At 33.5% G+C, this 21,547-nt stretch carries 22 protein-coding genes; 14 read left to right on the forward strand and 8 right to left on the reverse strand.

Annotation, left to right across the window (positions count from 1 at the left end; translation table 11 throughout):
• Positions 1 to 121: 121 nt before the first annotated feature.
• Positions 122 to 2,389: a M1 family metallopeptidase gene (locus EKM00_RS01755; protein ID WP_126515028.1), complete on the reverse strand. Its 2,268-nt coding sequence runs from the start codon at positions 2,387 to 2,389 to the stop codon at positions 122 to 124.
• Between the two features lie 173 nt (positions 2,390 to 2,562).
• Here EKM00_RS01755 and EKM00_RS01760 point away from each other — a divergent pair, with 173 nt between their 5' ends.
• The 3 genes from EKM00_RS01760 (at position 2,563) to EKM00_RS01770 (ending at position 4,667) form a co-directional block, all read left to right on the forward strand.
• Positions 2,563 to 3,414 carry an aldose 1-epimerase family protein gene (locus tag EKM00_RS01760; protein WP_126515029.1) on the forward strand — a complete coding sequence of 284 codons (852 nt, stop codon included), beginning with the start codon at positions 2,563 to 2,565 and terminating at the stop codon, positions 3,412 to 3,414.
• Positions 3,415 to 3,424: 10 nt separating this feature from the next.
• The gene (locus EKM00_RS01765) at positions 3,425 to 3,976 is read left to right on the forward strand and encodes a GNAT family N-acetyltransferase (protein WP_126452398.1); all 552 of its coding nucleotides are present in this window, start codon (positions 3,425 to 3,427) and stop codon (positions 3,974 to 3,976) included.
• 139 nt (positions 3,977 to 4,115) lie between these two features.
• Complete coding sequence (locus EKM00_RS01770) at positions 4,116 to 4,667, forward strand: DUF3575 domain-containing protein (protein ID WP_126515030.1); 552 nt, start codon at positions 4,116 to 4,118, stop codon at positions 4,665 to 4,667.
• Between the two features lie 2 nt (positions 4,668 to 4,669).
• Here the strand turns inward: EKM00_RS01770 and EKM00_RS01775 are convergent, their stop codons facing one another.
• Complete coding sequence (locus tag EKM00_RS01775; RefSeq protein ID WP_126452402.1) at positions 4,670 to 4,900, reverse strand: VF530 family DNA-binding protein; 231 nt, start codon at positions 4,898 to 4,900, stop codon at positions 4,670 to 4,672.
• A gap of 49 nt (positions 4,901 to 4,949) precedes the next feature.
• Here EKM00_RS01775 and EKM00_RS01780 point away from each other — a divergent pair, with 49 nt between their 5' ends.
• From EKM00_RS01780 to EKM00_RS01790, 3 genes are all read left to right on the forward strand, one after another.
• Positions 4,950 to 5,435, forward strand: coding sequence for a SixA phosphatase family protein (locus EKM00_RS01780; protein WP_126515031.1), 486 nt, complete (start codon positions 4,950 to 4,952; stop codon positions 5,433 to 5,435).
• A gap of 40 nt (positions 5,436 to 5,475) precedes the next feature.
• The gene (gene smpB, locus EKM00_RS01785) at positions 5,476 to 5,928 is read left to right on the forward strand and encodes an SsrA-binding protein SmpB (RefSeq protein ID WP_091204586.1); all 453 of its coding nucleotides are present in this window, start codon (positions 5,476 to 5,478) and stop codon (positions 5,926 to 5,928) included.
• An 83-nt stretch (positions 5,929 to 6,011) separates the two neighbouring features.
• Positions 6,012 to 7,061 carry a Fic family protein gene (locus tag EKM00_RS01790; RefSeq protein ID WP_126452406.1) on the forward strand — a complete coding sequence of 350 codons (1,050 nt, stop codon included), beginning with the start codon at positions 6,012 to 6,014 and terminating at the stop codon, positions 7,059 to 7,061.
• Positions 7,062 to 7,109: 48 nt separating this feature from the next.
• On the opposite strand, the gene EKM00_RS01795 is transcribed toward EKM00_RS01790, so the two are convergent.
• Complete coding sequence (locus EKM00_RS01795) at positions 7,110 to 7,751, reverse strand: protein-L-isoaspartate(D-aspartate) O-methyltransferase (protein ID WP_126452408.1); 642 nt, start codon at positions 7,749 to 7,751, stop codon at positions 7,110 to 7,112.
• Positions 7,752 to 7,895: 144 nt separating this feature from the next.
• Between EKM00_RS01795 and EKM00_RS01800 the strand changes: the two genes are divergently transcribed.
• The 8 genes from EKM00_RS01800 (at position 7,896) to EKM00_RS01835 (ending at position 16,114) form a co-directional block, all read left to right on the forward strand.
• Positions 7,896 to 8,861 (forward strand): Gfo/Idh/MocA family protein, encoded by a 966-nt coding sequence (locus tag EKM00_RS01800; protein WP_126515032.1) that lies wholly within the window; start codon positions 7,896 to 7,898, stop codon positions 8,859 to 8,861.
• A gap of 43 nt (positions 8,862 to 8,904) precedes the next feature.
• Positions 8,905 to 9,792, forward strand: a complete 888-nt coding sequence (locus EKM00_RS01805) for a 3-hydroxyacyl-CoA dehydrogenase family protein (RefSeq protein WP_126452412.1) — start codon at positions 8,905 to 8,907, stop codon at positions 9,790 to 9,792.
• A gap of 79 nt (positions 9,793 to 9,871) precedes the next feature.
• Positions 9,872 to 11,092 (forward strand): DUF1015 domain-containing protein, encoded by a 1,221-nt coding sequence (locus EKM00_RS01810; RefSeq protein ID WP_126515033.1) that lies wholly within the window; start codon positions 9,872 to 9,874, stop codon positions 11,090 to 11,092.
• Between the two features lie 23 nt (positions 11,093 to 11,115).
• Positions 11,116 to 11,769 carry a YggS family pyridoxal phosphate-dependent enzyme gene (locus EKM00_RS01815; RefSeq protein WP_126515034.1) on the forward strand — a complete coding sequence of 218 codons (654 nt, stop codon included), beginning with the start codon at positions 11,116 to 11,118 and terminating at the stop codon, positions 11,767 to 11,769.
• 118 nt (positions 11,770 to 11,887) lie between these two features.
• Positions 11,888 to 13,249 (forward strand): exonuclease domain-containing protein, encoded by a 1,362-nt coding sequence (locus EKM00_RS01820; RefSeq protein WP_126515035.1) that lies wholly within the window; start codon positions 11,888 to 11,890, stop codon positions 13,247 to 13,249.
• A gap of 27 nt (positions 13,250 to 13,276) precedes the next feature.
• The gene (locus EKM00_RS01825) at positions 13,277 to 14,107 is read left to right on the forward strand and encodes an ion transporter (RefSeq protein WP_126515036.1); all 831 of its coding nucleotides are present in this window, start codon (positions 13,277 to 13,279) and stop codon (positions 14,105 to 14,107) included.
• 159 nt (positions 14,108 to 14,266) lie between these two features.
• Positions 14,267 to 15,217, forward strand: coding sequence for a tRNA (adenosine(37)-N6)-dimethylallyltransferase MiaA (gene miaA / locus EKM00_RS01830; RefSeq protein ID WP_126452422.1), 951 nt, complete (start codon positions 14,267 to 14,269; stop codon positions 15,215 to 15,217).
• Between the two features lie 156 nt (positions 15,218 to 15,373).
• A complete protein-coding gene (locus tag EKM00_RS01835; protein ID WP_126452424.1) occupies positions 15,374 to 16,114 on the forward strand; it encodes an acyl-[acyl-carrier-protein] thioesterase in 741 nt (246 codons plus the stop codon).
• A gap of 47 nt (positions 16,115 to 16,161) precedes the next feature.
• Here the strand turns inward: EKM00_RS01835 and EKM00_RS01840 are convergent, their stop codons facing one another.
• The 5 genes from EKM00_RS01840 to fabV form a co-directional block, all read right to left on the reverse strand.
• Entirely contained in the window at positions 16,162 to 16,878 is a 717-nt protein-coding gene (locus EKM00_RS01840) for a response regulator transcription factor (protein WP_126452426.1), read from the reverse strand.
• A gap of 3 nt (positions 16,879 to 16,881) precedes the next feature.
• The gene (locus EKM00_RS01845; protein WP_126452428.1) at positions 16,882 to 18,465 is read right to left on the reverse strand and encodes a sensor histidine kinase; all 1,584 of its coding nucleotides are present in this window, start codon (positions 18,463 to 18,465) and stop codon (positions 16,882 to 16,884) included.
• A gap of 71 nt (positions 18,466 to 18,536) precedes the next feature.
• Positions 18,537 to 19,121 carry a dephospho-CoA kinase gene (gene coaE / locus EKM00_RS01850; protein WP_126452430.1) on the reverse strand — a complete coding sequence of 195 codons (585 nt, stop codon included), beginning with the start codon at positions 19,119 to 19,121 and terminating at the stop codon, positions 18,537 to 18,539.
• A 1-nt stretch (position 19,122) separates the two neighbouring features.
• Positions 19,123 to 20,124 carry a glycosyltransferase gene (locus EKM00_RS01855; RefSeq protein ID WP_126452432.1) on the reverse strand — a complete coding sequence of 334 codons (1,002 nt, stop codon included), beginning with the start codon at positions 20,122 to 20,124 and terminating at the stop codon, positions 19,123 to 19,125.
• 128 nt (positions 20,125 to 20,252) lie between these two features.
• Complete coding sequence (gene fabV / locus EKM00_RS01860) at positions 20,253 to 21,443, reverse strand: enoyl-ACP reductase FabV (RefSeq protein WP_126515037.1); 1,191 nt, start codon at positions 21,441 to 21,443, stop codon at positions 20,253 to 20,255.
• Positions 21,444 to 21,547: the final 104 nt, after the last annotated feature.

The following is a 21,547-nucleotide window of genomic DNA, read 5'->3' on the forward strand; positions in this document are numbered from 1 at the left end:
ATGTAATAACCATGGTATAATGTCGTATTTTAAAATCAGGATAAAATTATATAACAATCTGATTTAAAGCTGTTTTAATTAAAGTTAATTCTTTTGACTTTACGACTTTTAAACTTTCGACTTACTTATCTCTTGTAAACGGTATTTTTTGTCCATCAGGAATCAACATATCAAATCCCATTAGACTGTCATTAAATTCAAATTTAAGTCCCGCAAGTTTCGATGCAAACGTATTTTTTCCAGTTGGCTCCACGGAAAAGCTTGGATAATTGGTAATCAAAACATTTAACAACCCATTTTTCTCTGAAAAAACAATTTTTACAGGCGCCATTGATGTAGAAAAAGTTCCTAAATACCCATCCAGAATCACATCTTTTTCAATCAATCCTTTGTCTGCTGTCCAGGTGTTATTTGCTGTGTTGCTGTCCGGTAAAACATGATCCGGATCTAGTGTGATACTTTCGATTTCTTCCTTCGAATTGTGTTTAAAAGACCACGCTTTATTTTTTTGCCAAACTTCTACCGGCAATTGAACGCGCGTTATTTCTCCGCTTTTCGTTTTTACGTCTAAACTTACCGGCATAGCCATTTTTTCGAAGTTTTCAATCGAAATTACAACTCCTTGTTTTGGGTCGTTTTTCACGTATTTGATTGAATTAATCCCTTGGTCTAAACGCCAATTGTATTGAAACCAACCACGCCAGAACCAACTCAAATCTTCTCCAGCAACATTTTCTATTGTTCGAAAGAAATCGTCCGGTTGCGGATGTTTGTATGCCCAACGCTCAATATAAGTTTTCAAAGCCAGATCAAATCGTTCCGGCCCAAGAACTTGCTCTCTTAAAATCACTAATCCTGAACTTGGTTTCGAATACGCCAAAAGACCTATATTAGACTCTTTCATGTTATCCGGAGAACTCATTATGGTTTCCAGATTTGGACTCGTGTACACTTCCGCCCTTTGATGCATATCCGCACGCGGCTCTTTATATTCCCCATTATTAAAATCTACTGAACTCAATGAATTAATAAAAGTATTAAAACCCTCATCCATCCAAGCGAACAGTCTTTCATTGGAACCCACAATCATAGGAAACCAAATGTGTCCGAATTCATGATCTGTAACACCCCATAAATCTGCTCCTTTTGACTCCCAGCTACAAAAAACAATTCCAGGATATTCCATTCCGCCTTCATTTCCGGCAACATTTGTAGCCGCTGGATACGGATATTCTAACCATCTTTTTGAATAATTTTCTATAGTAGCCTTTGTATATTCTGTGGAACGTCCCCATGCGGCATCTCCGGCACTTTCTATCGGATAAACGGAAATTGCCAATGATTTTTTACCGCTAGGTAAATTGATTTTTGCTGCGTCTAAAATAAATGCTGCTGAAGAGGACCAAGAGAAATCACGGGCATTTGTGATTTTGTAATTCCACGTTTTAGTAGTTGCAGTAATCATTTTTGATGAATTTTTAACTTCGGCAGCAGTACGGATAAAAACTGTTTTATCACTTTGTTTTGCTTGCGCTAAACGCTTTTGCTCTTCGGTAGAATAGACTGTGGCAGAATTCAGTAAATCGCCGGAAGCCACCACAATATGATTGGATGGTGCTGTAATACTGACATCAAAATCACCATATTCTAAATAAAATTCCGACGCTCCAAGATACGGATTCGTATTCCAGCCTCGTACATCATCATACACACACATACGCGGATACCACTGTGCTATGGTAAAAATTTTTCCATTTTTAGTTTCTAAAACTCCCATTCTGTCTGACCCTTCAAAAGGAGCTATAAACGAAAAGTCGATTTTTATTTTAACTGAACCGCCTTTGGCATTTAATACTTGCGGGAGAAATACCTGCATTCTAGTATCCGTAATAATGTACTTAACTTCTACTTCAGTAGATTTTCCTTTTACAGTAGTAATTACTTTGACTGATTTTATTTTATGTCCGCCATCAAAAATTTGGCCTTGAGCCCCATTTCTACTTCCTGTAATTGGGACAACTGCATTTCCTCGGGAATCCGCTTTGAATAAATTCTGGTCTACATTCATCCAAACGAAAGCCATTTTATCCGGACTGTTGTTCGTATAGGTGATGATTCCTGTGCCAGAAATTTCGTTGTTTTTTTCATCCAGTTTTGCCGTTAATTTATAATCAGCGCTATTTTGCCAATATTCAGCTCCAGGCTGACCACTCGCAGATCGTGCACTTGTTCCGTTTTTGGAATAAAAAAACGGAGCAAAAGCATCGTGATAATCGTAGTTAGAAACTGCATTACCGGATGCATTTGCTGGGGTTTGCTGTGCCCAAATAGATGTAAATCCCAATAATAAAGCCAAATGCAGCATGACTCCGAGGCGAATTTTTTTCATTTTCTAATTGTTTATATCACAAATTAATGAAAAAAAAGAGGATTATGAACTATTGAGATCGAATTGATTCCATTTTAAATCAATAAAATCATGCATAAAGCGTATCAGAATTAAAAATTATAAAATATATTTACCCCAGAAAACCATTTTTAAAGTAATCCGGAAAAATAATTTTGACAACTCTAATTAAAAACTCGAATCTCACTGCCGAAATTAAACATTTTGGAGCTGAATTAATTTCTTTAAAAACAAACCACGATAGAGAATACATCTGGGAAGGAAATCCGGTATTTTGGGGCAAGCACGCTCCTGTTTTATTCCCAATTGTTGGGACTTTAAAAAATAATTCCTTTCACTGTAATGCAATGGAATATTATTTATCGCGACACGGTTTTGCCAGAAATATGGAGTTTGAATTGATTAATGCAACAGAAAACAGTGCTGTTTTCTCCTTACACTCTTCTGAAGAAACTTTAAAAGCATATCCGTTTGACTTTGAATTGCAAATCATTTACACATTACACGGGCATAATTTATCGATTGCATATAAAGTAATCAACAACGGAAAAACTGCAATGCCGTTTGCTATTGGCGCACATCCTGCTTTTGCTTTGCCAAATCAATTCGAGAGTTATGCTATTGCTTTTGAAAAAGAAGAACCATTGAAATATCATCTTTTGGAGGATGATTTAATTTCAAATAAAACGAAGAAATTAGACGTTCATAATAAATATATTCCGCTGACATATGAGTTGTTTAAAAACGATGCTTTGATTTTCAAAACATTAAAATCCAATTCGTTGACTATTTTAGAAAATAAAAATCCAATCCTAAAAATACATTTTGATGATTTTCCAAGCTTAGGAATTTGGACCAAAATAGATGCGGCATTTATTTGTATTGAACCTTGGTTTGGTTATTCTGATACCATTGAAAGTTCCGGAAATCTATTTGAAAAAGAAGGCATTCAAATTCTAGAACCCAAGGAAACGTTCCGATCAAAATACAGTATCGAAATACTTTAATTACCAAGTTATGTTAGCTATAAATTTCAGTCCATTTCCTGAATTAGAAACCGAACGCTTGCTTTTGAGAAGAGTAAACACAAATGACATTAAAGAAATATTCGAATTGCGATCCAATCCGGAAACTATGAAATATATTCCAAGACCTTTGATAAAAACAAACGAAGATGCCTTGGAATACATTGCAATGATTGATAGTAAAATAGATAATAACGAAGGTATTAATTGGGCAATTACGTTGAAAGACAACCCCAAACTTATTGGAGTTATTGGTCATTACAGCATAAAACCCGAACATTATCGTGCCGAAATTGGCTATATATTATTACCTGAATATCATGGAAAAGGAATTGTATCTGAAGCAGTAAAAGAAGCTGTTAATTATGGTTTTCAATTCATGAAATTACATAGCATTGAAGCTATGATTGATCCAGATAACGATGCATCTGCAAAAGTTTTAGAAAAAAATGGGTTTGTCAGAGAAGGATATTTAAAAGAAAATGAATTTTATGAGGGACATTTTTTTGATACTGTAATTTATTCTCTTTTGAACAAATACTAATTTTACATCCTTTTTATTTAAATTTTAGTTGCGTGACCAATATAAATTAAAAACATAAAAACCTTACAGATAAATATTTTACATTTGTATTTGATTTTCCCCAATAAGCCATTGGTCTAAGTAATAGAAAACACTTTTTATGAAAAAATTATTTATTGTTTCTTCTCTTCTTTTCTGTATTGTATCCCATGGTCAAACGTATGTAAAAGCAAATGCTGTAACTACTTTATTTACCATTCCTAATGTAGGTATTGAAACTAGTATTGGAAAAAAATCTACTTTTCAATTTGATATTACAGCCTCATTCTGGAAATCAATAAATGGCAATCCCAGCCAATTTTTTATTTTTATACCGGAATATCGCTATCATTTTAAAGAAAAATTCAATGGCTTTTATGTTGGAGCCCATTTAGGAGCAACGGTATATAATTTTCAAAAGTGGAATTATTTTAATACCGATATGTATGAAAAAGGCATCGGGTACATGGCTGGTGCGACAATAGGATATCAAAAAAAGATTAAGAACCGTTTTCTTTTGGATTTTTTTATAGGGGGAGGAAATCATCAAGGATTTTATAAAGGGTACCTAATTAGCACAAATAAACGTGTTGATGGTGCCAAAAATTATAATAAAAGTGGCGAATGGTTGCCATATCGCGGTGGCATTATGGTTTCCTATAAGTTAAACTAGATTTATTTGAGTAATTTAGCTTCTGATTTTATATACAAATCTTCCACTTGTTTTCTTGCCCAATCTGTTTTTCGTAAAAAAGTCAAACTGGATTTTACACTTGGTTTATCTGTAAAGCATTTTACTTTAATGAGTTCCCCCAAAGTATCAAATCCGTAATGATCCACTAGCTGCTCTACTATTTTTTGGAGTGTAATTCCGTGAAGCGGATCTTTCGATTTTAAGTGTTCCATTTTGCAAAGATATTAAAATCACAAATACTTTTTTTTAAAATTGATTCAAATGAAAAAATTTCTCTCACTACTTGCGCTACTATTTTTAAATATCAGTTTTGGACAAAGTACCGCCACAACCTATTACTTTATTCGTCATGCCGAGAAAGTAGATAATTCTCAAAATCCAAATTTATCTGAAAAAGGGTTGAAAAGAGCTGAAAAATGGAATACAATATTCTCAGAAATTAGTTTGGATGAAATCTATTCAACGGATTACAAAAGAACTTTACAAACTGCAAGTCCAACCGCGACAACAAAGAAGATGAAGGTTAAGCTGTATGATCCTAAATATATACCTATTGAAGTTTTCAAAAAAGAAGCGATAGGAAAAAAAATTTTAATTGTGGGACATAGTAACACAATACCAAAATTTGTCAATCAAATGATAAATCAAAACTCATTTACTGACATTCAAGATAAAACTTTTGGTAATCTTTATATCGTAACTATGGTTGATGAAGCAATCACATTCCAATTGCTGAAATTGGACTAAATAATTGCTAAACCTTTAATTTTTGTTACCTTTGCACGCTATGTTAAAAACAATAAATATATTCAATAAGAGAGCCCGATTTGACTATGAAATAATCGAAACCTTCAATGCAGGAATTGTTTTGGCTGGAACGGAAATCAAATCCATTAGATTAGGAAAAGCAAACATCACAGAAAGTTTTTGTGAATTTAGCAATAACGAACTTTTTGCGATAAACACCTATATTGAAGAATATACTTTTGGTAATCAGTTCAACCACAAGGCAAGAAGCGAGCGCAAATTACTTTTAAAAAAAAAGGAATTAAAAGGTTTGCTGAAAAGTGTTCAAGCAAAAGGATTGACAATAGTTCCTTTGAAATTGTTTACCAATGAAAAAGGACTGGCCAAACTCCAAATTGGTCTTTGTAAAGGGAAGAAAACCTATGACAAACGCGAATCTCTCAAAGAACAAGATACCAAACGTGACTTAGACCGAATCAAAAAATCATTTTAAATTGAAAAAAAGATGTATTAATTAATTACTTTTTATTTAAATAAATGACTATATTTGTCAAGACAATTTAAATCATTTTTTAAATGAAAACACTACTCAAAAACGCAAGAGAACAAAAAGGACTCAAAACCAGAGAAGTCGCACAACTTTTAGCAATTGATCAAGCCTTAATCAGTAAGTTTGAAAGTGGAACTAGAAAACCTACAAGAGACCAAGTCGTAAAATTAGCATCTTTACTAGAAATAGATTTAGAAACAATCATGGTCGCCTGGCTTAAAGAAAAAATTATTTATGAAATTGGTCAGGATGAATTTGCTCTAAAAGCATTATTGGTTGCAGAGCAAGAAATTAGGTATCAAAGCAAACCAATAAAGAAAAAATTATCGGTAACTCTTCAGAAAATTTTAGATGAAATAGATACTTTGAAGATACAACTGGATGGGTTTCGCCAATTTGACAGCTATCGTATTGCACAAGCATTAGAGCTAGAATATACGTTTGAAAGTAATCGCATCGAGGGAAACACAATGACTTTACGCGAAACGGATTTAGTTATCAATGAAGGTTTGACGATTTCTGGAAAAAGTATGCGGGAACATCTGGAAGTCATTAATCATCAGGAAGCCATCGCTTATATCAAAGATTTAATGCAGAAAAATACTGCTATAAAGGAACGAGAAGTGCTTTCTATCCACAATCTTATTTTGAGAGGAATTCAACCCGAAGATGCAGGTCGGTATAGAAAAGTCCAGGTGATGATTCAAGGAAGCAATTACGTGCCTCCACAACCTTTTTTAGTCACCAAAGCAATGGAAGATTTTTTTATTTGGTATGAAACTAATAAATCAACCTTACATCCGATAATTTTAGCTGCTGAAATGCATGAACGCATGGTTACTATTCATCCATTTATTGATGGAAATGGCAGGACTTCGCGCTTAATCATGAACTTGGTTTTATTGCAGCATGGTTACATAATTGCCAATATAAAAGGGGATTATGAAAATAGAATGCGCTATTATCAAACACTTGAAACTGCACAAACTAAAAACAACAAAGAAGATTTTTTGTTATTCATTGCTCAAATAGAAAAAGAAAGTTTAGAGCGGTATCTAACCATTATTGGTCAATAAAATTCATCTTCTGCTCCCTTCCCCTTGGGAAGGGTTGGGGATGGGATTTTAATTTTTATCTTCTAATAAAGGAACAAATCGAAACTCCCCAAACTCATGTTTCTCAAATTGAGTTTCATTTTTTCTGATTAATAAGGTCATAATCTGCACCTCTGTACCTAGTGGAATAACAAGCCTTCCTCCTATTTTGAGTTGCGCCATCAACGGTTGCGGAATAAACGGAGCGCCTGCAGTTACTATAATACTATCAAAAGGAGCGTAATTTGGTAATCCTTTGTATCCATCTCCAAAAGAGAGATATTTGGGCCTAATATTCAGTTTTGGAAATAAAAGTGAGGTTTGCTTAAACAATTCTTTCTGTCTTTCTACACTAAATACTTTGGCACCTAAAAGGCATAGAACAGCTGTTTGATACCCTGAACCTGTTCCTATTTCTAAAATTTTGTGTTCTTTTTTGACTTCTAACAATTGGGATTGAAAAGCAACAGTGTACGGTTGCGATATCGTTTGGCCTGCAGCAATAGGAAATGCTTTGTCTTGATAGGCATAATCTTCAAAACTGGAATTTAAAAATAAATGTCTTGGAATCTTTTTTATCGCCTCCAAAACACTTTTATCAGTAATCCCTTTTTGCTCTAAAACGCTTACTAATTGATTCCGAAGTCCTTGATGTTTACCTGTGTCTTTCAAAGTTTATTATTTTATTTTGGTAAAAATAGAAAACAATTTCTGAATTCAAATGTTGGATTTTAAATTTTAAATTAACTAAAGAATTGTCCAGCATCAATAATAGATTAATCATTTTATTGCTATTTTTGTAAAAATTACATCATTATGCTGAAAATTGGAGTATTAGGTGCTGGCCATCTAGGAAAAATACATTTGCGTTTATTACAACAATCTAAAAAATATGAATTAGTGGGATTTTATGATCCAAATCAAGAGAACGCCGAAAAGGTTTCTAAAGAATTTGGATACAAACATTTTAGCACAATTGCCACCCTTATTCATGCCGTTGATGTAATCGATATTGTTACCCCAACTCTTTCTCACTACAAATGTGCCAAAGTAGCCATCAAATCCGGTAAGCATGTTTTTATTGAAAAACCTATTTCAAATACGGTCGAAGAGGCCGAAGAAATTATCGCTTTATCAAAAGAATATAATGTTAAAGGTCAGGTGGGGCATGTGGAACGTTTCAATCCAGCATTCATCGCTACCAAAAACATGATCGAAAACCCTATGTTTATTGAATCGCATCGTCTGGCTGAATTCAATCCTCGCGGAACTGATGTTCCTGTAGTCTTAGATTTGATGATTCATGATATTGATGCCATTTTGAGTGTTGTACAATCAAAAGTAAAAAATATTAGTGCAAGTGGCGTTTCAGTTATCAGTGACACACCCGATATTGCTAATGCAAGAATCGAATTCGAAAACGGTTGTGTTGCTAATTTAACAGCTAGCCGAATTTCGATGAAAAACATGCGAAAATCTCGTTTTTTCCAGAAAGACGCCTACATCTCAGTAGATTTCTTAGAAAAGAAATGCGAGGTTGTAAAAATGAAAGATGCTCCGGAAGTTCCAGGCGATTTTGACATGATTTTACAAAATGCGGAAGGTGTAAAAAAACAAATCTACTTTTCCAATCCAGATGTAGAACAAAACAATGCTATTCTGGATGAACTGGAATCATTTGCAGATGCTATCAATACTAACTCAACTCCAGTGGTTACTTTAGAACAAGCAACAGAAGCACTTCGTGTAGCCTATCAAATCATAGATTGTTTTAAGAGATAATTTTTAATCTTAAACTCTAAAATATTTAAATCCAACATAAATAATGAAAACAATAGCCGTAATTGGAGCAGGAACAATGGGCAATGGAATTGCACACACCTTTGCACAAAGTGGTTTTACCGTAAAATTAATAGATGTTTCAGAACAATCATTGGATAAAGGAATGGCAACTATCGCCGCTAATTTAGACCGAATGATTGCAAAAGGAAGTATCAGCCAAGAAGACAAGGCAAAGACGATTACTAACATCATAACCTATACGGATATCAAAGATGGCGTTGTAGGGGTTGATTTAGTGATTGAAGCGGCCACTGAAAATGTAGCTTTAAAACTGAATATCTTCAAGCAATTAAACGAAGCTTGTTCTCATAATACAATTTTGGCAACTAATACTTCTTCTATCTCAATTACTCAAATTGGAGCCGTTGTGGCGCATCCGGAACGCGTTATCGGTATGCACTTTATGAATCCGGTGCCAATAATGAAACTAGTGGAAATTATTCGTGGTTATAATACTTCTGATGAAGTGACAAAAATCATCATGAATCTTTCCGAGAAGTTAGGAAAAACGCCTGTTGAAGTCAACGATTATCCTGGTTTTGTTGCCAATAGAATCTTGATGCCCATGATTAACGAAGCTGTCGAAACTTTATACAACAAAGTGGCTGGTGTTTATGAAATTGACACGGTGATGAAACTTGGAATGGGACACCCTATGGGACCTTTGCAACTAGCAGATTTTATTGGTCTTGATGTGTGTTTAGCCATTTTGAACGTGATGTACGACGGTTTTAAAAACCCAAAATATGCACCTTGTCCGTTATTGGTAAATATGGTTCGTGCCGGAAAAATGGGTGTGAAATCAGGGGAAGGTTTTTACGATTATTCTGAAAGCAAAAAAGCCGAGAAGATTTCTAAACAATTTATATAGTTGTACTATTTAAAAATTGAGGGCCTAAAGTTAATACCTTTAAATTCTCAGATTTTCACTTTTCACTTTTTATATTATTATGGCTAAAATTGTCCCTTTCAAAGCTGTTCGTCCCACTCGTGATAAGGTTTGCCTTGTTACTTGCCGTTCGTATGAAGAATATGTCAATGCGGAATTAGCGGCGCAATTGGATTTCAATCCGTTGTCTTTTTTGCACATACTAAAACCTGCTTACACCAATCAGGAAACTGTTTCTTTTGAAAAAAGATACCGCCAAGTACATCAAAAATATCAGGATTTCAAAAATGAAATAATTTTAGTAAAAGACAAAAAACTCGCGATTTATATTCATAAAATTGTTACCAAAACACAATCATTCACAGGTATCATTGCAGGTACAAGTGTAGAAGATTATCGCAATGATATCATCAAAAAACATGAAGATATTATTGCCTTCAGAGTCCGATTATTAAAAGACTATATGAAATATTCTGAGTTCAATACGGAACCGGTTTTGATGACCTATCCCGATAATAAAACGATTGAAAACTGGATTTTTAATTGTACCCAAAAATTAGCCGATTTTGAGTTTTCAACCACCAAAAAAGAAATTCACTACTTATGGAAAATTGAAGATGCGTTAGAAATCAATTGGCTTCAGAACATTTTTGAAAAAACAGATAGTCTTTATATTGCAGATGGCCATCACCGTACCGAAGCCTTAAAATTATTATCCGAGGAAAATGATGATCCAGACAACACAGCCAAAAATCATATTCTGAGCTATTTAATTTCTGAAAACAATGTCAAAATATATGAATTCAATCGCTTGGTAAAAGATTTAAACGGTTTCTCGAAAGAAAATTTGATAAAGGAATTAGAAAAGAATTTCATTGTTACAAACAAATTTCAGCAGCCTTTTCAGCCTTCTCAAAAGCATCAATTCGGAATGTATCTGGACAATGAATTTTATAGCTTAATTTTACGAAAAGAAAATAAAGTTTTCTTAACGGCTTTGGATAGTTTAGACACACAAATTTTATACAAAAAAGTGTTATTGCCTATTCTTGCCATCGAAGATTTACGCAATGATGAGCGAATAGAATACCTTTCAGGAAAACAATCCGTATTGGAAGTAAAAAACAAAATTGATCAAGGAGAATTTGCAATCGGTTTCATATTATTTCCATCCAATATTGGAGAAATAAAAGCCTTGGCCGATGCCAATTTAATAATGCCTCCAAAAAGTACGTATATTGAACCAAAGTTTAGAAGCGGTTTAGTCGTGTATGAACTTTAACACATCAAAATTTAAACATTAAAATGTCTGTAAAAAATAATTTACTCCAAATAAAATCCACTTTACCGGAACATATAAACTTAGTTGCGGTTTCAAAGACCAAACCTGTTTCGGATTTAATGGAAGGGTATGAGGCCGGTCAACGCATTTTTGGAGAAAATAAAATCCAGGAAATGGCGGAGAAATGGGAACAAATGCCCAAAGATATTCAATGGCACATGATAGGCCATGTTCAGAGCAATAAAGTCAAATTTATGGCGCCATTTGTGAGCTTGATTCACGGTGTGGATAGTTTGAAATTGCTACAGGAAATAAACAAACAAGCACTAAAAAGCAATAGAATTATTGATTGTTTATTACAAATGCATATTGCCGAAGAAGAAACTAAATTTGGTCTTGACCAAGAAGAACTTGCTTCAATCCTATCCTCAAACGAATTCCAGGAATTAAAAAACATTAGAATCGTTGGATTAATGGGAATGGCAACTTTTACAGACAAGAAAGATCAAATCAAGAAAGAATTCACCCATCTGAAATCTATTTTTGATCAATTCAAAATTCACAATTCACAATTTACCATTCTTTCTATGGGAATGTCCGGTGATTATCAACTTGCAATTGAATGTGGAAGTACGATGGTTCGCATTGGAAGTAGTATCTTTGGAGGAAGAAATTGACTTTTGATTTGAGATTAACGAATATTGACCCGAGCGGTAGCGAATTGGCGAAGCATTTCAGATTTAAAAATCTCTACTTCAAAACTGAATACTAAAAACTGAACACTGAATACTTATTTTGTACGCAATACTAGACATAGAAACCACTGGAGGACAATTCAACGAAGAGGGAATCACGGAAATCGCTATCTATAAATTTGATGGACATGAGGTCGTGGATCAGTTCATTAGTTTGGTAAATCCGGAAATCCCAATTCAGCCCTTTGTAGTTAAACTTACTGGTATTAATAATGCCATGTTGCAATCTGCTCCCAAGTTTTTTGAAGTAGCAAAACGCATCATCGAAATGACAAACGATTGTATTATCGTGGCTCATAATGCTTCTTTTGATTACAGAATCTTGAGAACCGAATTCAGACGATTAGGATATGATTTTGAAGCCAGAACACTTTGTACGGTTGAATTATCAAAAAAATTATTGCCGGAACAACCATCCCATAGCCTAGGAAAACTCGTTCGTGCGCTTGGAATCCCAATGGCAGACCGCCACAGAGCCAGTGGTGATGCTTTAGCAACAGTCAAATTATTCAAAATTCTTTTAGAAAAAGATTTAGAGAAAGAAATTGTAAAAGATTTTATAAAGCTGGAAATCGAAAAAGGAATCGCTCCAAAATTACTGGATATTGTGTCCGGATTACCGGCAAAAACAGGTGTCTATTACATTCATAATGAGAAAGGAAATCTAATTTACATTGGCAAAAGCCGAAACATAAAAAAACGAATCAATCAGCATTTTACAGGAACCTCTACAAAATGCAAGAAAATTCAAACAGAAGTGTTTTCCGTAACCTATGATGAAACGGGAAGTGAGTTGATCGCATTATTAAAAGAAAGCGAGGAAATAAAAATCAACAAACCCATATATAACAGAGCACAGCGAAAAAGTATTTTTCAATTGGCACTCTATGCCGAAAAAGATAAAAATGGGTATCTCAACCTAAAGCTTCAAAAAGCAGATGGACGCAAAAAAGAAATCACCTCCTTTTCCTCCCTGCAAGAAGGTAAAAACGCATTATTCAGAATTACTTCTCATTATAATTTATGCCAAAAACTAACCGGTTTATATGTTTCTAAAACTAACTGTTTTCAATACACGATAAAAGAATGTGACGGCGCTTGTATTAGCAAAGTTTCACCTGAAGAATACAATGTCAGAGTTCTTGCTTTTATCGAGAAAAACAGTTTCGAAAATCAAAATATGGTGTTGATTGACAAAGGCAGAACCATCAGCGAACGATCAGCCGTTTTGATAGAAAACGGAATTTACAAAGGCTATGCTTTTTACGATTTAAATTATCAAATCAACAATATCGAAATACTGAGAAACATCCTCATTCCGATGCAAAATAACCGGGACACTAAAAATATTATACAAGGGCACATACGAAGCAATAAAACCTTGAAAACGTTAAAATTCTAATCGTATGCTATCAATCCATCCATAATTATGCACCGAATAAAGTCAAAATTTGACACTTTCAGACAAAAAACCAATGTCATTATTTATGGCACAAACACGGCTTCCGGGCGCATGTTTGACCTAGTACTTTTAGGAGTAATTTTGTTAAGTGTTGTAATTGTGATGCTTGAAACCGTAAAAGGTTTCGATACAAAATACCATCAAGAACTCATTATCCTAGAGTGGGTCATTACAATCTTCTTTACCTTAGAATACATTCTTCGAATTATATCTATAAAAAGACCTGTCAAATATGTTCTCAGTTTCTATGGAATCATTGATTTGATTGCCACTTTGCCTATGTATTTGTCCTTGTTTTATTTTGGAACAAGCGTTTTAACTGTGGTAAGGGCTCTGAGATTACTGCGATTGTTTAAAATATTGAAACATCCAAAATTCTCCAGTCAATCCACTCACCTAAAAGAAGCCCTAATTGCCAGTAGAGGAAAAATATTAATTTTTATCTATTTCATGTTGATCAGCAGCATCCTGATAGGCTCCGTTATGTATGTGGTAGAGGGTAAAGAAAGCGGTTTTACCAGCATTCCCACCAGCATTTATTGGACCATTGTAACACTCACGACCGTTGGCTACGGTGATATCTCGCCCATCACACCATTGGGCCAGGCGATTGCATCAGTAGTAATGATCATGGGATATGGAATAATAGCCGTTCCTACGGGTATCGTTTCAGCTGAATTTGCAAACAGTAACCGTAAAAAATCAAGAGCCGAAAGAATCAATCCATGCACCGTTTGCGGAACTGACGGTCATGAATATAATGCAAAATACTGCTACCATTGTGGCACCGAATTATAATTTATTAATTTGAAGCAATTCCAGCTGTACACTGCAACTCCTCGTTATTCCAGTTGTTTTTCTAAGGCATAAATGGAGCTTCCTCCGGTCGCTCTTTTACACCAAGAAAAACAAACTGCAATACCTCCGGGGTTTGCGTTTCCATCTGGGCTAAAAACTATGAAATACCTAATCACCATCATCGGACCCACAGCAATAGGAAAAACTTCTTTGAGCATCATTTTGGCTAATTATTTTAAATGCGATATCCTGTCATGTGACAGCCGCCAGTTTTTCAAGGAAATGACCATCGGAACCGCAGTTCCAAACCAAGCCGAGCTAGCAACAGCTACCCATCATTTTATCCAAAACAAATCCATATTCGAGAATTATACCGTAGGTGATTTCGAGAAAGAAGCCATTGCAAAACTGGACGAATTATTTCTGACCAATGATTATGCTATACTAGTTGGTGGTTCGGGATTATATGTAGACGCAATCCTAAAAGGTTTTGATGAATTTCCAGAAATAGACCCTACAGTTCGCTCAGCAATAACACTGAATTATGAAAAACTGGGAATTGGGTATTTGCAACAAAAACTCGAAGTTTTAGATCCTAATTATTACAAAACTTTGACTGTCGAGAATTCTCAAACCTTACAAAATCCACAACGCATGATGCGTTTCGTAGAAGTATGTATTGGTGCCGGAAAACCATATTCTTCTTTTTTAAATCAAAAGCAAAACAGTCGCAACTTCACTCCTATTTTAATTGGTTTAGAAGCCGACAGAAAGAGTATCTATAACCGAATTAATCAACGTGTAGATGCCATGATGAAAGAGGGTTTATTAGCGGAAGCAAAAACGTTATTCCAGAATAAAGAATTGAACGCCTTGCAAACAGTGGGTTACAGAGAACTATTCCGTTATTTTGACAGGGAAATTTCATTGGAATTTGCCATCGAAGAAATAAAGAAAAATACCCGCCGATTCTCAAAACGTCAACTCACTTGGTTCAAAAGAAATGAAAACACCAAATGGTTTGATTTTGAAACTCCGTATGAAACGATTGTGAAGTACATCAATTCAAAAAATAAAAATATCATTATTGATGAAGATCAAAGAAATTAACCACTAATTCGCTAATAAAAAACCTATACTTCGAATATAATTAGCGGTCATTATTATTATTTATAAAAATGTTTTATTTTAACAATTTTGATAAACAAAAGAAGTACAACAAAAAAGCTTTTTTAAACCTTTTACTAATAATTACAATCTATAAATATGCCCATTTCACCTAACTTCACATCTATTCTTAGCAAAGACTGGGAAATCAATTTTACACAATGTGCTCCAAACGGGTTTTTAAAATACACTGATTTGTGTTCTATATTACAATTAACAGCAGCTGCACATTCAGAAATTGGTGGAATCAGTTTTACGGACATGCAGGAATTTAATCAAGCGTGGGTTTTGAGCAGAATGCGTGTTGAAGTTACTAAATTACCTAAATCCGGAGATGTCGTAACGGTAAAAACCTGGATTAATTCCTTAGAGAATTCCCGTTCAGTACGGGCGCTGGAAATGCATGTAAATGGAGAAAAAATTGTGGGCTCAGAGACTTTCTGGGCTGTATTCAATACTAAAAAAAGACGGCCGGAAGCATTGGCGTTGCCGTTCGAGCATTTTGAAGTATATCCCGAAAAAAAAGCTACTCATGAAAGTTTTTCTAAAATTAATTTCAATCAGGAGAAAGAAATAGTTTTTGAAAAAACCGTTTTCTTATCGGATTTAGACATTGTAAATCATGTTAATAATGTCAAATATCTGGAATGGTGTTTGGATCTAGTTGATGAAAAATTAATCCTAAATCAGAAAATTATTAGTTTAGAAATGAATTTCTTAAAAGAATTATCGCTAAAGGATCACATCATTATTCATGAAAATATTTCTAAAAATAAAACTATTTTTAGTATTACAAAAGAAGAAAAAACCAATTTCGCTTTGCAATTAAACTGGAAATAAATATTTTTCAAATAAAAAAGCCTCAATTTCTTGAGGCTTATGGCTACTTATTCTGCTACTTTATTTTTTACTACTAATCTGAATCCTTCTCCGTGGATATTCAAAATTTCAACATCTTCATCCAGTTTAAGGTATTTCCTCAGTTTTGCGATATAAACATCCATACTTCTTGATGTAAAGTAATTATCATCTCTCCATATTTTTGTCAAGGCTAATTCTCTTGGCATCAAATCATTTTCATGAAGAATCAACATCTTCAACAAATCATTTTCTTTTGGAGATAATTTAATTGGCTCTTCAGTATTAAAAGTTAAAAAACGAAGTTTTGAATTTAAATAAAACTTCCCAATATTAAATTCAAATTGTACTTGTTCTGCTCTGGTATCTGATGATTTTCTTTGAATTATTGCTTTGATTTTCATCAACAATACTTCTGAATCAAAAGGTTTGTTTAAGTAATCATCAGCACCCGCTTTGTAGCCTTTCAACACATCCTCTTTCATCGATTTTGCAGTTAGAAAGATAATTGGAACTTCGTTGTTTTTTTCTCTGATTTCTTTTGCTAAAGTATAACCGTCTTTGTAAGGCATCATTACATCAAGAATACACAAATCATAAGTATCCTTTTTAAATTTTTCGAAACCTTCCATTCCATTTTTGGCTAAAGTGACGTCAAAATCATTTAGCATTAAATAATCTTTCAAAACCGCACCAAAATTCAGGTCATCTTCCACTAAAAGTATTTTCTTATTTACATTTTCCATATTCTAATTTATTAATGGTAATTTTATTATGAAGGTACTCCCTTTTCCCTTTTCACTTTCTACATATACTTGACCGTTGTGGTCATCTACAATTCTTTTTACATACGCTAAACCTAATCCATGTCCTTTGACATTATGAATGTCACCGGTATGTTCTCTATAAAATTTCTCAAAAATTCTTTTTTGCGCTATTTTACTCATTCCTAAACCGTTATCTTTAACTTTGATAATAACTATATCTTTTACATTTTCAGTAAAAATGTCTATTTCTGGCACATTAGGTGAATATTTTATAGCATTTTCTAAAATATTGACAATCACATTGGTAAAATGAACATCGTTGAGTAATACGGTAGTTCTTAAAGCGCCAAAGTGGCTTCTAATAGTTCCTTCTCTATCTTCTAAAATTAGATTTACATGTTCAATAGCATCATTGATAATGTCATGCACATTAAACGATTCTTTAATAATATCCAATTCTTTCTTTTCTAGTTTAGAAATTCTTAAAACATTCTCTACCTGGGCGTGCATGCGTTTATTCTCGTCTTTAATCATCTGAAGGTATCGTAATACCTTCTCCTTATCATCTATTATTTTTGGATTTCGTATCGCATCTAATGCTAAATTAATCGTGGCTATTGGAGTTTTAAACTCGTGCGTCATGTTGTTAATAAAATCATTTTTAATTTCAGAAATTTGACGTTGTCGAATCAATTGATTCAATGCACTTGAATACGCAATCAAAATAATCAAAGTAAAAACAATTGAAAGTACGGTAATGCTTACGAGTTCTGACAATAAAAACTTCTTTTTAAGCGGAAATGTAACCAACAAATCATACTTACTGCCTCCTTCATTATCAATAAATACAGGAATAGAATAGGTGGCATCTTTATCATATTTAAACTCATTTGATTTGATTTTAGTCGCTAAATTATTGCTGTAAATACCAAATTCAAATTTTGTTTCAATACCGTGTTCTTCTAATTCTTTCTTGATTAATTTTTGTAAAACACTGCTCGAAACACGTTCTTCAAGCGGCATTGCTGACAATACATCTTTTGCCGAAATTTTAAATAGAGCATTGTCTAAAATATCTAAATTTCCTTCTTTTTCAATTCTAACATCTGGAATCAAACTTTGATTCCCACCTAATTTATCAATAGAATTATTGTTGTATACTTCTGTAACGCGTTTAGAACTGAAATTTTTAAATTTTTCACTATCAAATTTCTTATCAAAGAACGTAGAAGAAATATTATAATTCTCAGACATGATACTATTTGAATATATTATGGTTTTGTTTGTTCTTGGGTTTTTCTGAACGTAATAAAACTCTAATATATCATCCTTTTCAGGAACTTTTCCGGTACTATCCTTGTAATGATTTATTTTATCATAAAAATTATACTCTTCTTGTTTTTGAAGATTATTTGCCACATTACCAATAACTTGCTTAACATTAAACTTAAATTGCTCATCATTATTTTTAAACGAGGTATTGAACCAATATACCTGAACTAAAATTATCCCTATTAAGGACAAGCTCATTAATAAAACAAGTAATCTAAAAAAAAGTTTATTCATCAAAACAAATTTAGTATTTTAACAATATATTAAATAATAGATTAACCAAACATTAACAACTATGCTTGTTTTTATACAATCTTTAATATTTTAAGAATTTCATTTGCCTCCTGCTTTGCTGTTTCAAGTGAAACATTATGAATAACAAAATCACTTTTATCAATTCTCTGTTTATCAGTCAATTGTGTATTTATTCGTTTCAAAACAAGATCTCGATTTGATTTATCTCTGTCGATTACCCTTTGAATTCTCAATTCTAACGGTGCTGTAACCGTTATAATAAAATCACATTCTTTATCACGCCCACTTTCAAATAAAATAGCCGCTTCATAGATAATAAACGGCGCCGTCTCTTGTTGTAAAATCCATTGATCAAAATGTTTTTTTACTGCCGGATGAATAATAGCATTGAGTTTTTCTAATTTTTCAGGTTCCTCAAATACGATTTTAGCTAATTTTTCTCTATTTAACAGGTTAATTTCAAAAACAGAACTCCCAAATTCGTTTTTTATGGCTTTTAAAATTACAGCAGATTCCATCATTTTTCTGGCCTCCGCATCCGCAATATAAACGGGAATCCCAAATGATTCAAAATATTTTGCAAGGGTTGTTTTGCCACTTCCTATGCCTCCGGTTAAACCAATGATTTTTGTCATCTTACACTTTAAAAAATAATTCTGGAAAAGCCTCTTGTGGTTTTTGCCTTAAAATAATAACTTTATAATAGGATTTTATGAAACCTAAACCGTAACCATAAAACTGTTTCCAAACCGCTATTAATGATAAATAACCTATTTTAAGGCTCTTATTCTGGTAAGAAGAGACCAAGAACAATACCAAAAAGTAAATAAAATACAACTGAAGCAGATAATCAAAATTAAAAATTAACAACAATACAATTGAAAAGAAAAATCCAATGATGAAAACCGAAGGAAAGAAAAAAGTAAGCTTATTGTATTTTGGATACCAACTGTTAAGAATTGGTCGTGCTTTTCCAAATTTATTTACCTGAGTTGAAAACTTATCCCAGTCGATTCTTCGTTTGTGATATACAAATGCTTGTGGGAAAAGTGTGGTTTCAAAACCTAAGTTCCACAAACGAATTGACAAATCAGGATCTTCTCCTGGATGAATATTTCCAAAACCTTTGGATGCTTCAAAAGCTTTGCGAGACAGCCCCATGTTAAAACTTCGGGGCTGAAATTTATCGATTTTTTCAGAACCTCCTCTAATTCCTCCTGTGGTTAAAAAAGAAGTCATTGCAAAATTAATTGCTTTTTGGATGTCTGAAAAACTATCTAAAGCCTTGTCCGGTCCTCCAAAACAGTCTACATAATTTTGCTTTAAAGCCGTATCAACTTCAGACAAGTACTGCTCAGGTATAATACAATCCGAATCAAAAATAATAAAGTAATCCCCTCTGGCTTTTTTCATTCCATAATTTCTGGAATCGCCAGGTCCTGAATTCTCTTTGTAATAATAGGAAATATCAAGTCTGTCTCCATATTTTTGAGCAACATCCTGACACACTAAAGCAGAACCGTCTTCTACGATTACAATTTCAAATATCTCTTTATAGGTTGTATGAGACAAACTTTCTAAAAGTTCATCTACTTCGTCCGGGCGATTGTAAACTGGGATTATTAAGGAAAATAACATAAATCAAAATGAGGTATTAGTAGTCTGTTTTTAGGTCTTTAAAATTTTAACAAATATAATAGTTATCCATAAAAAAACCATCAACTATTAATTGATGGTTTTATAAATACTATTTTAAGGTACAATAATTAAGAAATACTTTTAATGTTTATCACTTCGTTTGTATCCGCTTTGTAATCTACACCATCCACGTCAAAACCAAATAAATTATAAAAATCTTTTCTGTATCCTACTAAATCTCCTATTTCGGATAAATTTTCAGTTACAGCCTCCATCCACAATTTAGCTACTTTTTCCTGAACATCAGGACGCATCTCTAAATCATCAATCCTAATTCTTCCTTTTTCGTCAACAGGAACTTCATTGCCGGTAAACAATCGTTCTTGATACAAACGCTGAATTTGCTCAATACATCCTTCGTGTATACCTTCTTCCTTCATTATTTGATATAATAAAGAAATATACAATGGAATAACCGGAATTGCAGAACTTGCTTGTGTAACCAATGCCTTATTTACAGAAACAAATGCTTTTCCATCAATAGCTGCTAAACTGTCCGTGATTGCAAATGCAGTCGATTCAAGATGATCTTTGGCACGACCAATTGTACCTTTTCTATACACTGCCTCAGTCAATGATGGCCCAATATAGGAATAAGCAACAGTTGTAGCGCCTTGAGCTAATAGATTTTGAGCTTTTAGAGCATCAATCCACATCTCCCAATCTTCCCCGCCCATAACGGCGACTGTGTTTTCTATATCATCACCAGTGCAAGGCTCAATTGAAATTTCAGAAACTTTACCAGAATGAAAATCAACTGTTTTATTGGTAAAAGTACCACCAATTGGTTTCAAAACAGAACGATGTAATATTCCTGTTACAGGATGCATACGAACGGGAGAAGCTAAACTGTAGATTATTAAGTCCACTTGACCTAAATCAGCTTTTATAAGATCTAATGTTTGTTGCTTTACTTGATTCGAAAAAGCATCTCCATTGATACTTTTTGCATACAAACCTGCTTTATGCGCTTCATTTTCAAAAGCTGCAGAATTGTACCAACCTGGTGAAGCTGTTTTTCCTTCAGAAGGAGCTTTTTCAAAAAATACACCAATAGTTGCTGCATTAGAACCAAAAGCACTTGTAATTCTGGAAGCCAAACCAAAACCGGTTGAAGCACCAATTACTAATACATTTTTAGCACCGTCAATTGCGCCTTTTGATTGTATGTATTCTATTTGATTTTTTACATTTTGCTCGCATCCTTTTGGGTGTGATGTCGTACAAATAAATCCTCTCATTCTAGGTTCTATAATCATAATTCTATTGTTTATTTGGTTAAACGTTTAATCGGTAATAGATTAAGCACATAACTAAGTTTATCTTTATTTATTTATCTTTTTAAGTTGACAAATATAAGGCA

Source organism: Flavobacterium sp. RSP15 (assembly GCF_003968755.1).
GTDB lineage: Bacteria > Bacteroidota > Bacteroidia > Flavobacteriales > Flavobacteriaceae > Flavobacterium.

What these genes read in the sequence shown, in the direction of transcription:
- EKM00_RS01755 (WP_126515028.1), bottom strand. Translation starts at nt 2,389, where the DNA reads ATGAAAAAAATTCGCCTCGGAGTCATGCTGCATTTGGCTTTATTATTG.
- EKM00_RS01765 (WP_126452398.1), top strand. Translation starts at nt 3,425, where the DNA reads ATGTTAGCTATAAATTTCAGTCCATTTCCTGAATTAGAAACCGAACGC.
- EKM00_RS01770 (WP_126515030.1), top strand. Translation starts at nt 4,116, where the DNA reads ATGAAAAAATTATTTATTGTTTCTTCTCTTCTTTTCTGTATTGTATCC.
- EKM00_RS01775 (WP_126452402.1), bottom strand. Translation starts at nt 4,900, where the DNA reads ATGGAACACTTAAAATCGAAAGATCCGCTTCACGGAATTACACTCCAA.
- EKM00_RS01780 (WP_126515031.1), top strand. Translation starts at nt 4,950, where the DNA reads ATGAAAAAATTTCTCTCACTACTTGCGCTACTATTTTTAAATATCAGT.
- smpB (WP_091204586.1), top strand. Translation starts at nt 5,476, where the DNA reads ATGTTAAAAACAATAAATATATTCAATAAGAGAGCCCGATTTGACTAT.
- EKM00_RS01790 (WP_126452406.1), top strand. Translation starts at nt 6,012, where the DNA reads ATGAAAACACTACTCAAAAACGCAAGAGAACAAAAAGGACTCAAAACC.
- EKM00_RS01800 (WP_126515032.1), top strand. Translation starts at nt 7,896, where the DNA reads ATGCTGAAAATTGGAGTATTAGGTGCTGGCCATCTAGGAAAAATACAT.
- EKM00_RS01805 (WP_126452412.1), top strand. Translation starts at nt 8,905, where the DNA reads ATGAAAACAATAGCCGTAATTGGAGCAGGAACAATGGGCAATGGAATT.
- EKM00_RS01810 (WP_126515033.1), top strand. Translation starts at nt 9,872, where the DNA reads ATGGCTAAAATTGTCCCTTTCAAAGCTGTTCGTCCCACTCGTGATAAG.
- EKM00_RS01815 (WP_126515034.1), top strand. Translation starts at nt 11,116, where the DNA reads ATGTCTGTAAAAAATAATTTACTCCAAATAAAATCCACTTTACCGGAA.
- EKM00_RS01825 (WP_126515036.1), top strand. Translation starts at nt 13,277, where the DNA reads ATGCACCGAATAAAGTCAAAATTTGACACTTTCAGACAAAAAACCAAT.
- miaA (WP_126452422.1), top strand. Translation starts at nt 14,267, where the DNA reads ATGAAATACCTAATCACCATCATCGGACCCACAGCAATAGGAAAAACT.
- EKM00_RS01835 (WP_126452424.1), top strand. Translation starts at nt 15,374, where the DNA reads ATGCCCATTTCACCTAACTTCACATCTATTCTTAGCAAAGACTGGGAA.
- EKM00_RS01840 (WP_126452426.1), bottom strand. Translation starts at nt 16,878, where the DNA reads ATGGAAAATGTAAATAAGAAAATACTTTTAGTGGAAGATGACCTGAAT.
- EKM00_RS01845 (WP_126452428.1), bottom strand. Translation starts at nt 18,465, where the DNA reads ATGAATAAACTTTTTTTTAGATTACTTGTTTTATTAATGAGCTTGTCC.
- coaE (WP_126452430.1), bottom strand. Translation starts at nt 19,121, where the DNA reads ATGACAAAAATCATTGGTTTAACCGGAGGCATAGGAAGTGGCAAAACA.
- EKM00_RS01855 (WP_126452432.1), bottom strand. Translation starts at nt 20,124, where the DNA reads ATGTTATTTTCCTTAATAATCCCAGTTTACAATCGCCCGGACGAAGTA.
- fabV (WP_126515037.1), bottom strand. Translation starts at nt 21,443, where the DNA reads ATGATTATAGAACCTAGAATGAGAGGATTTATTTGTACGACATCACAC.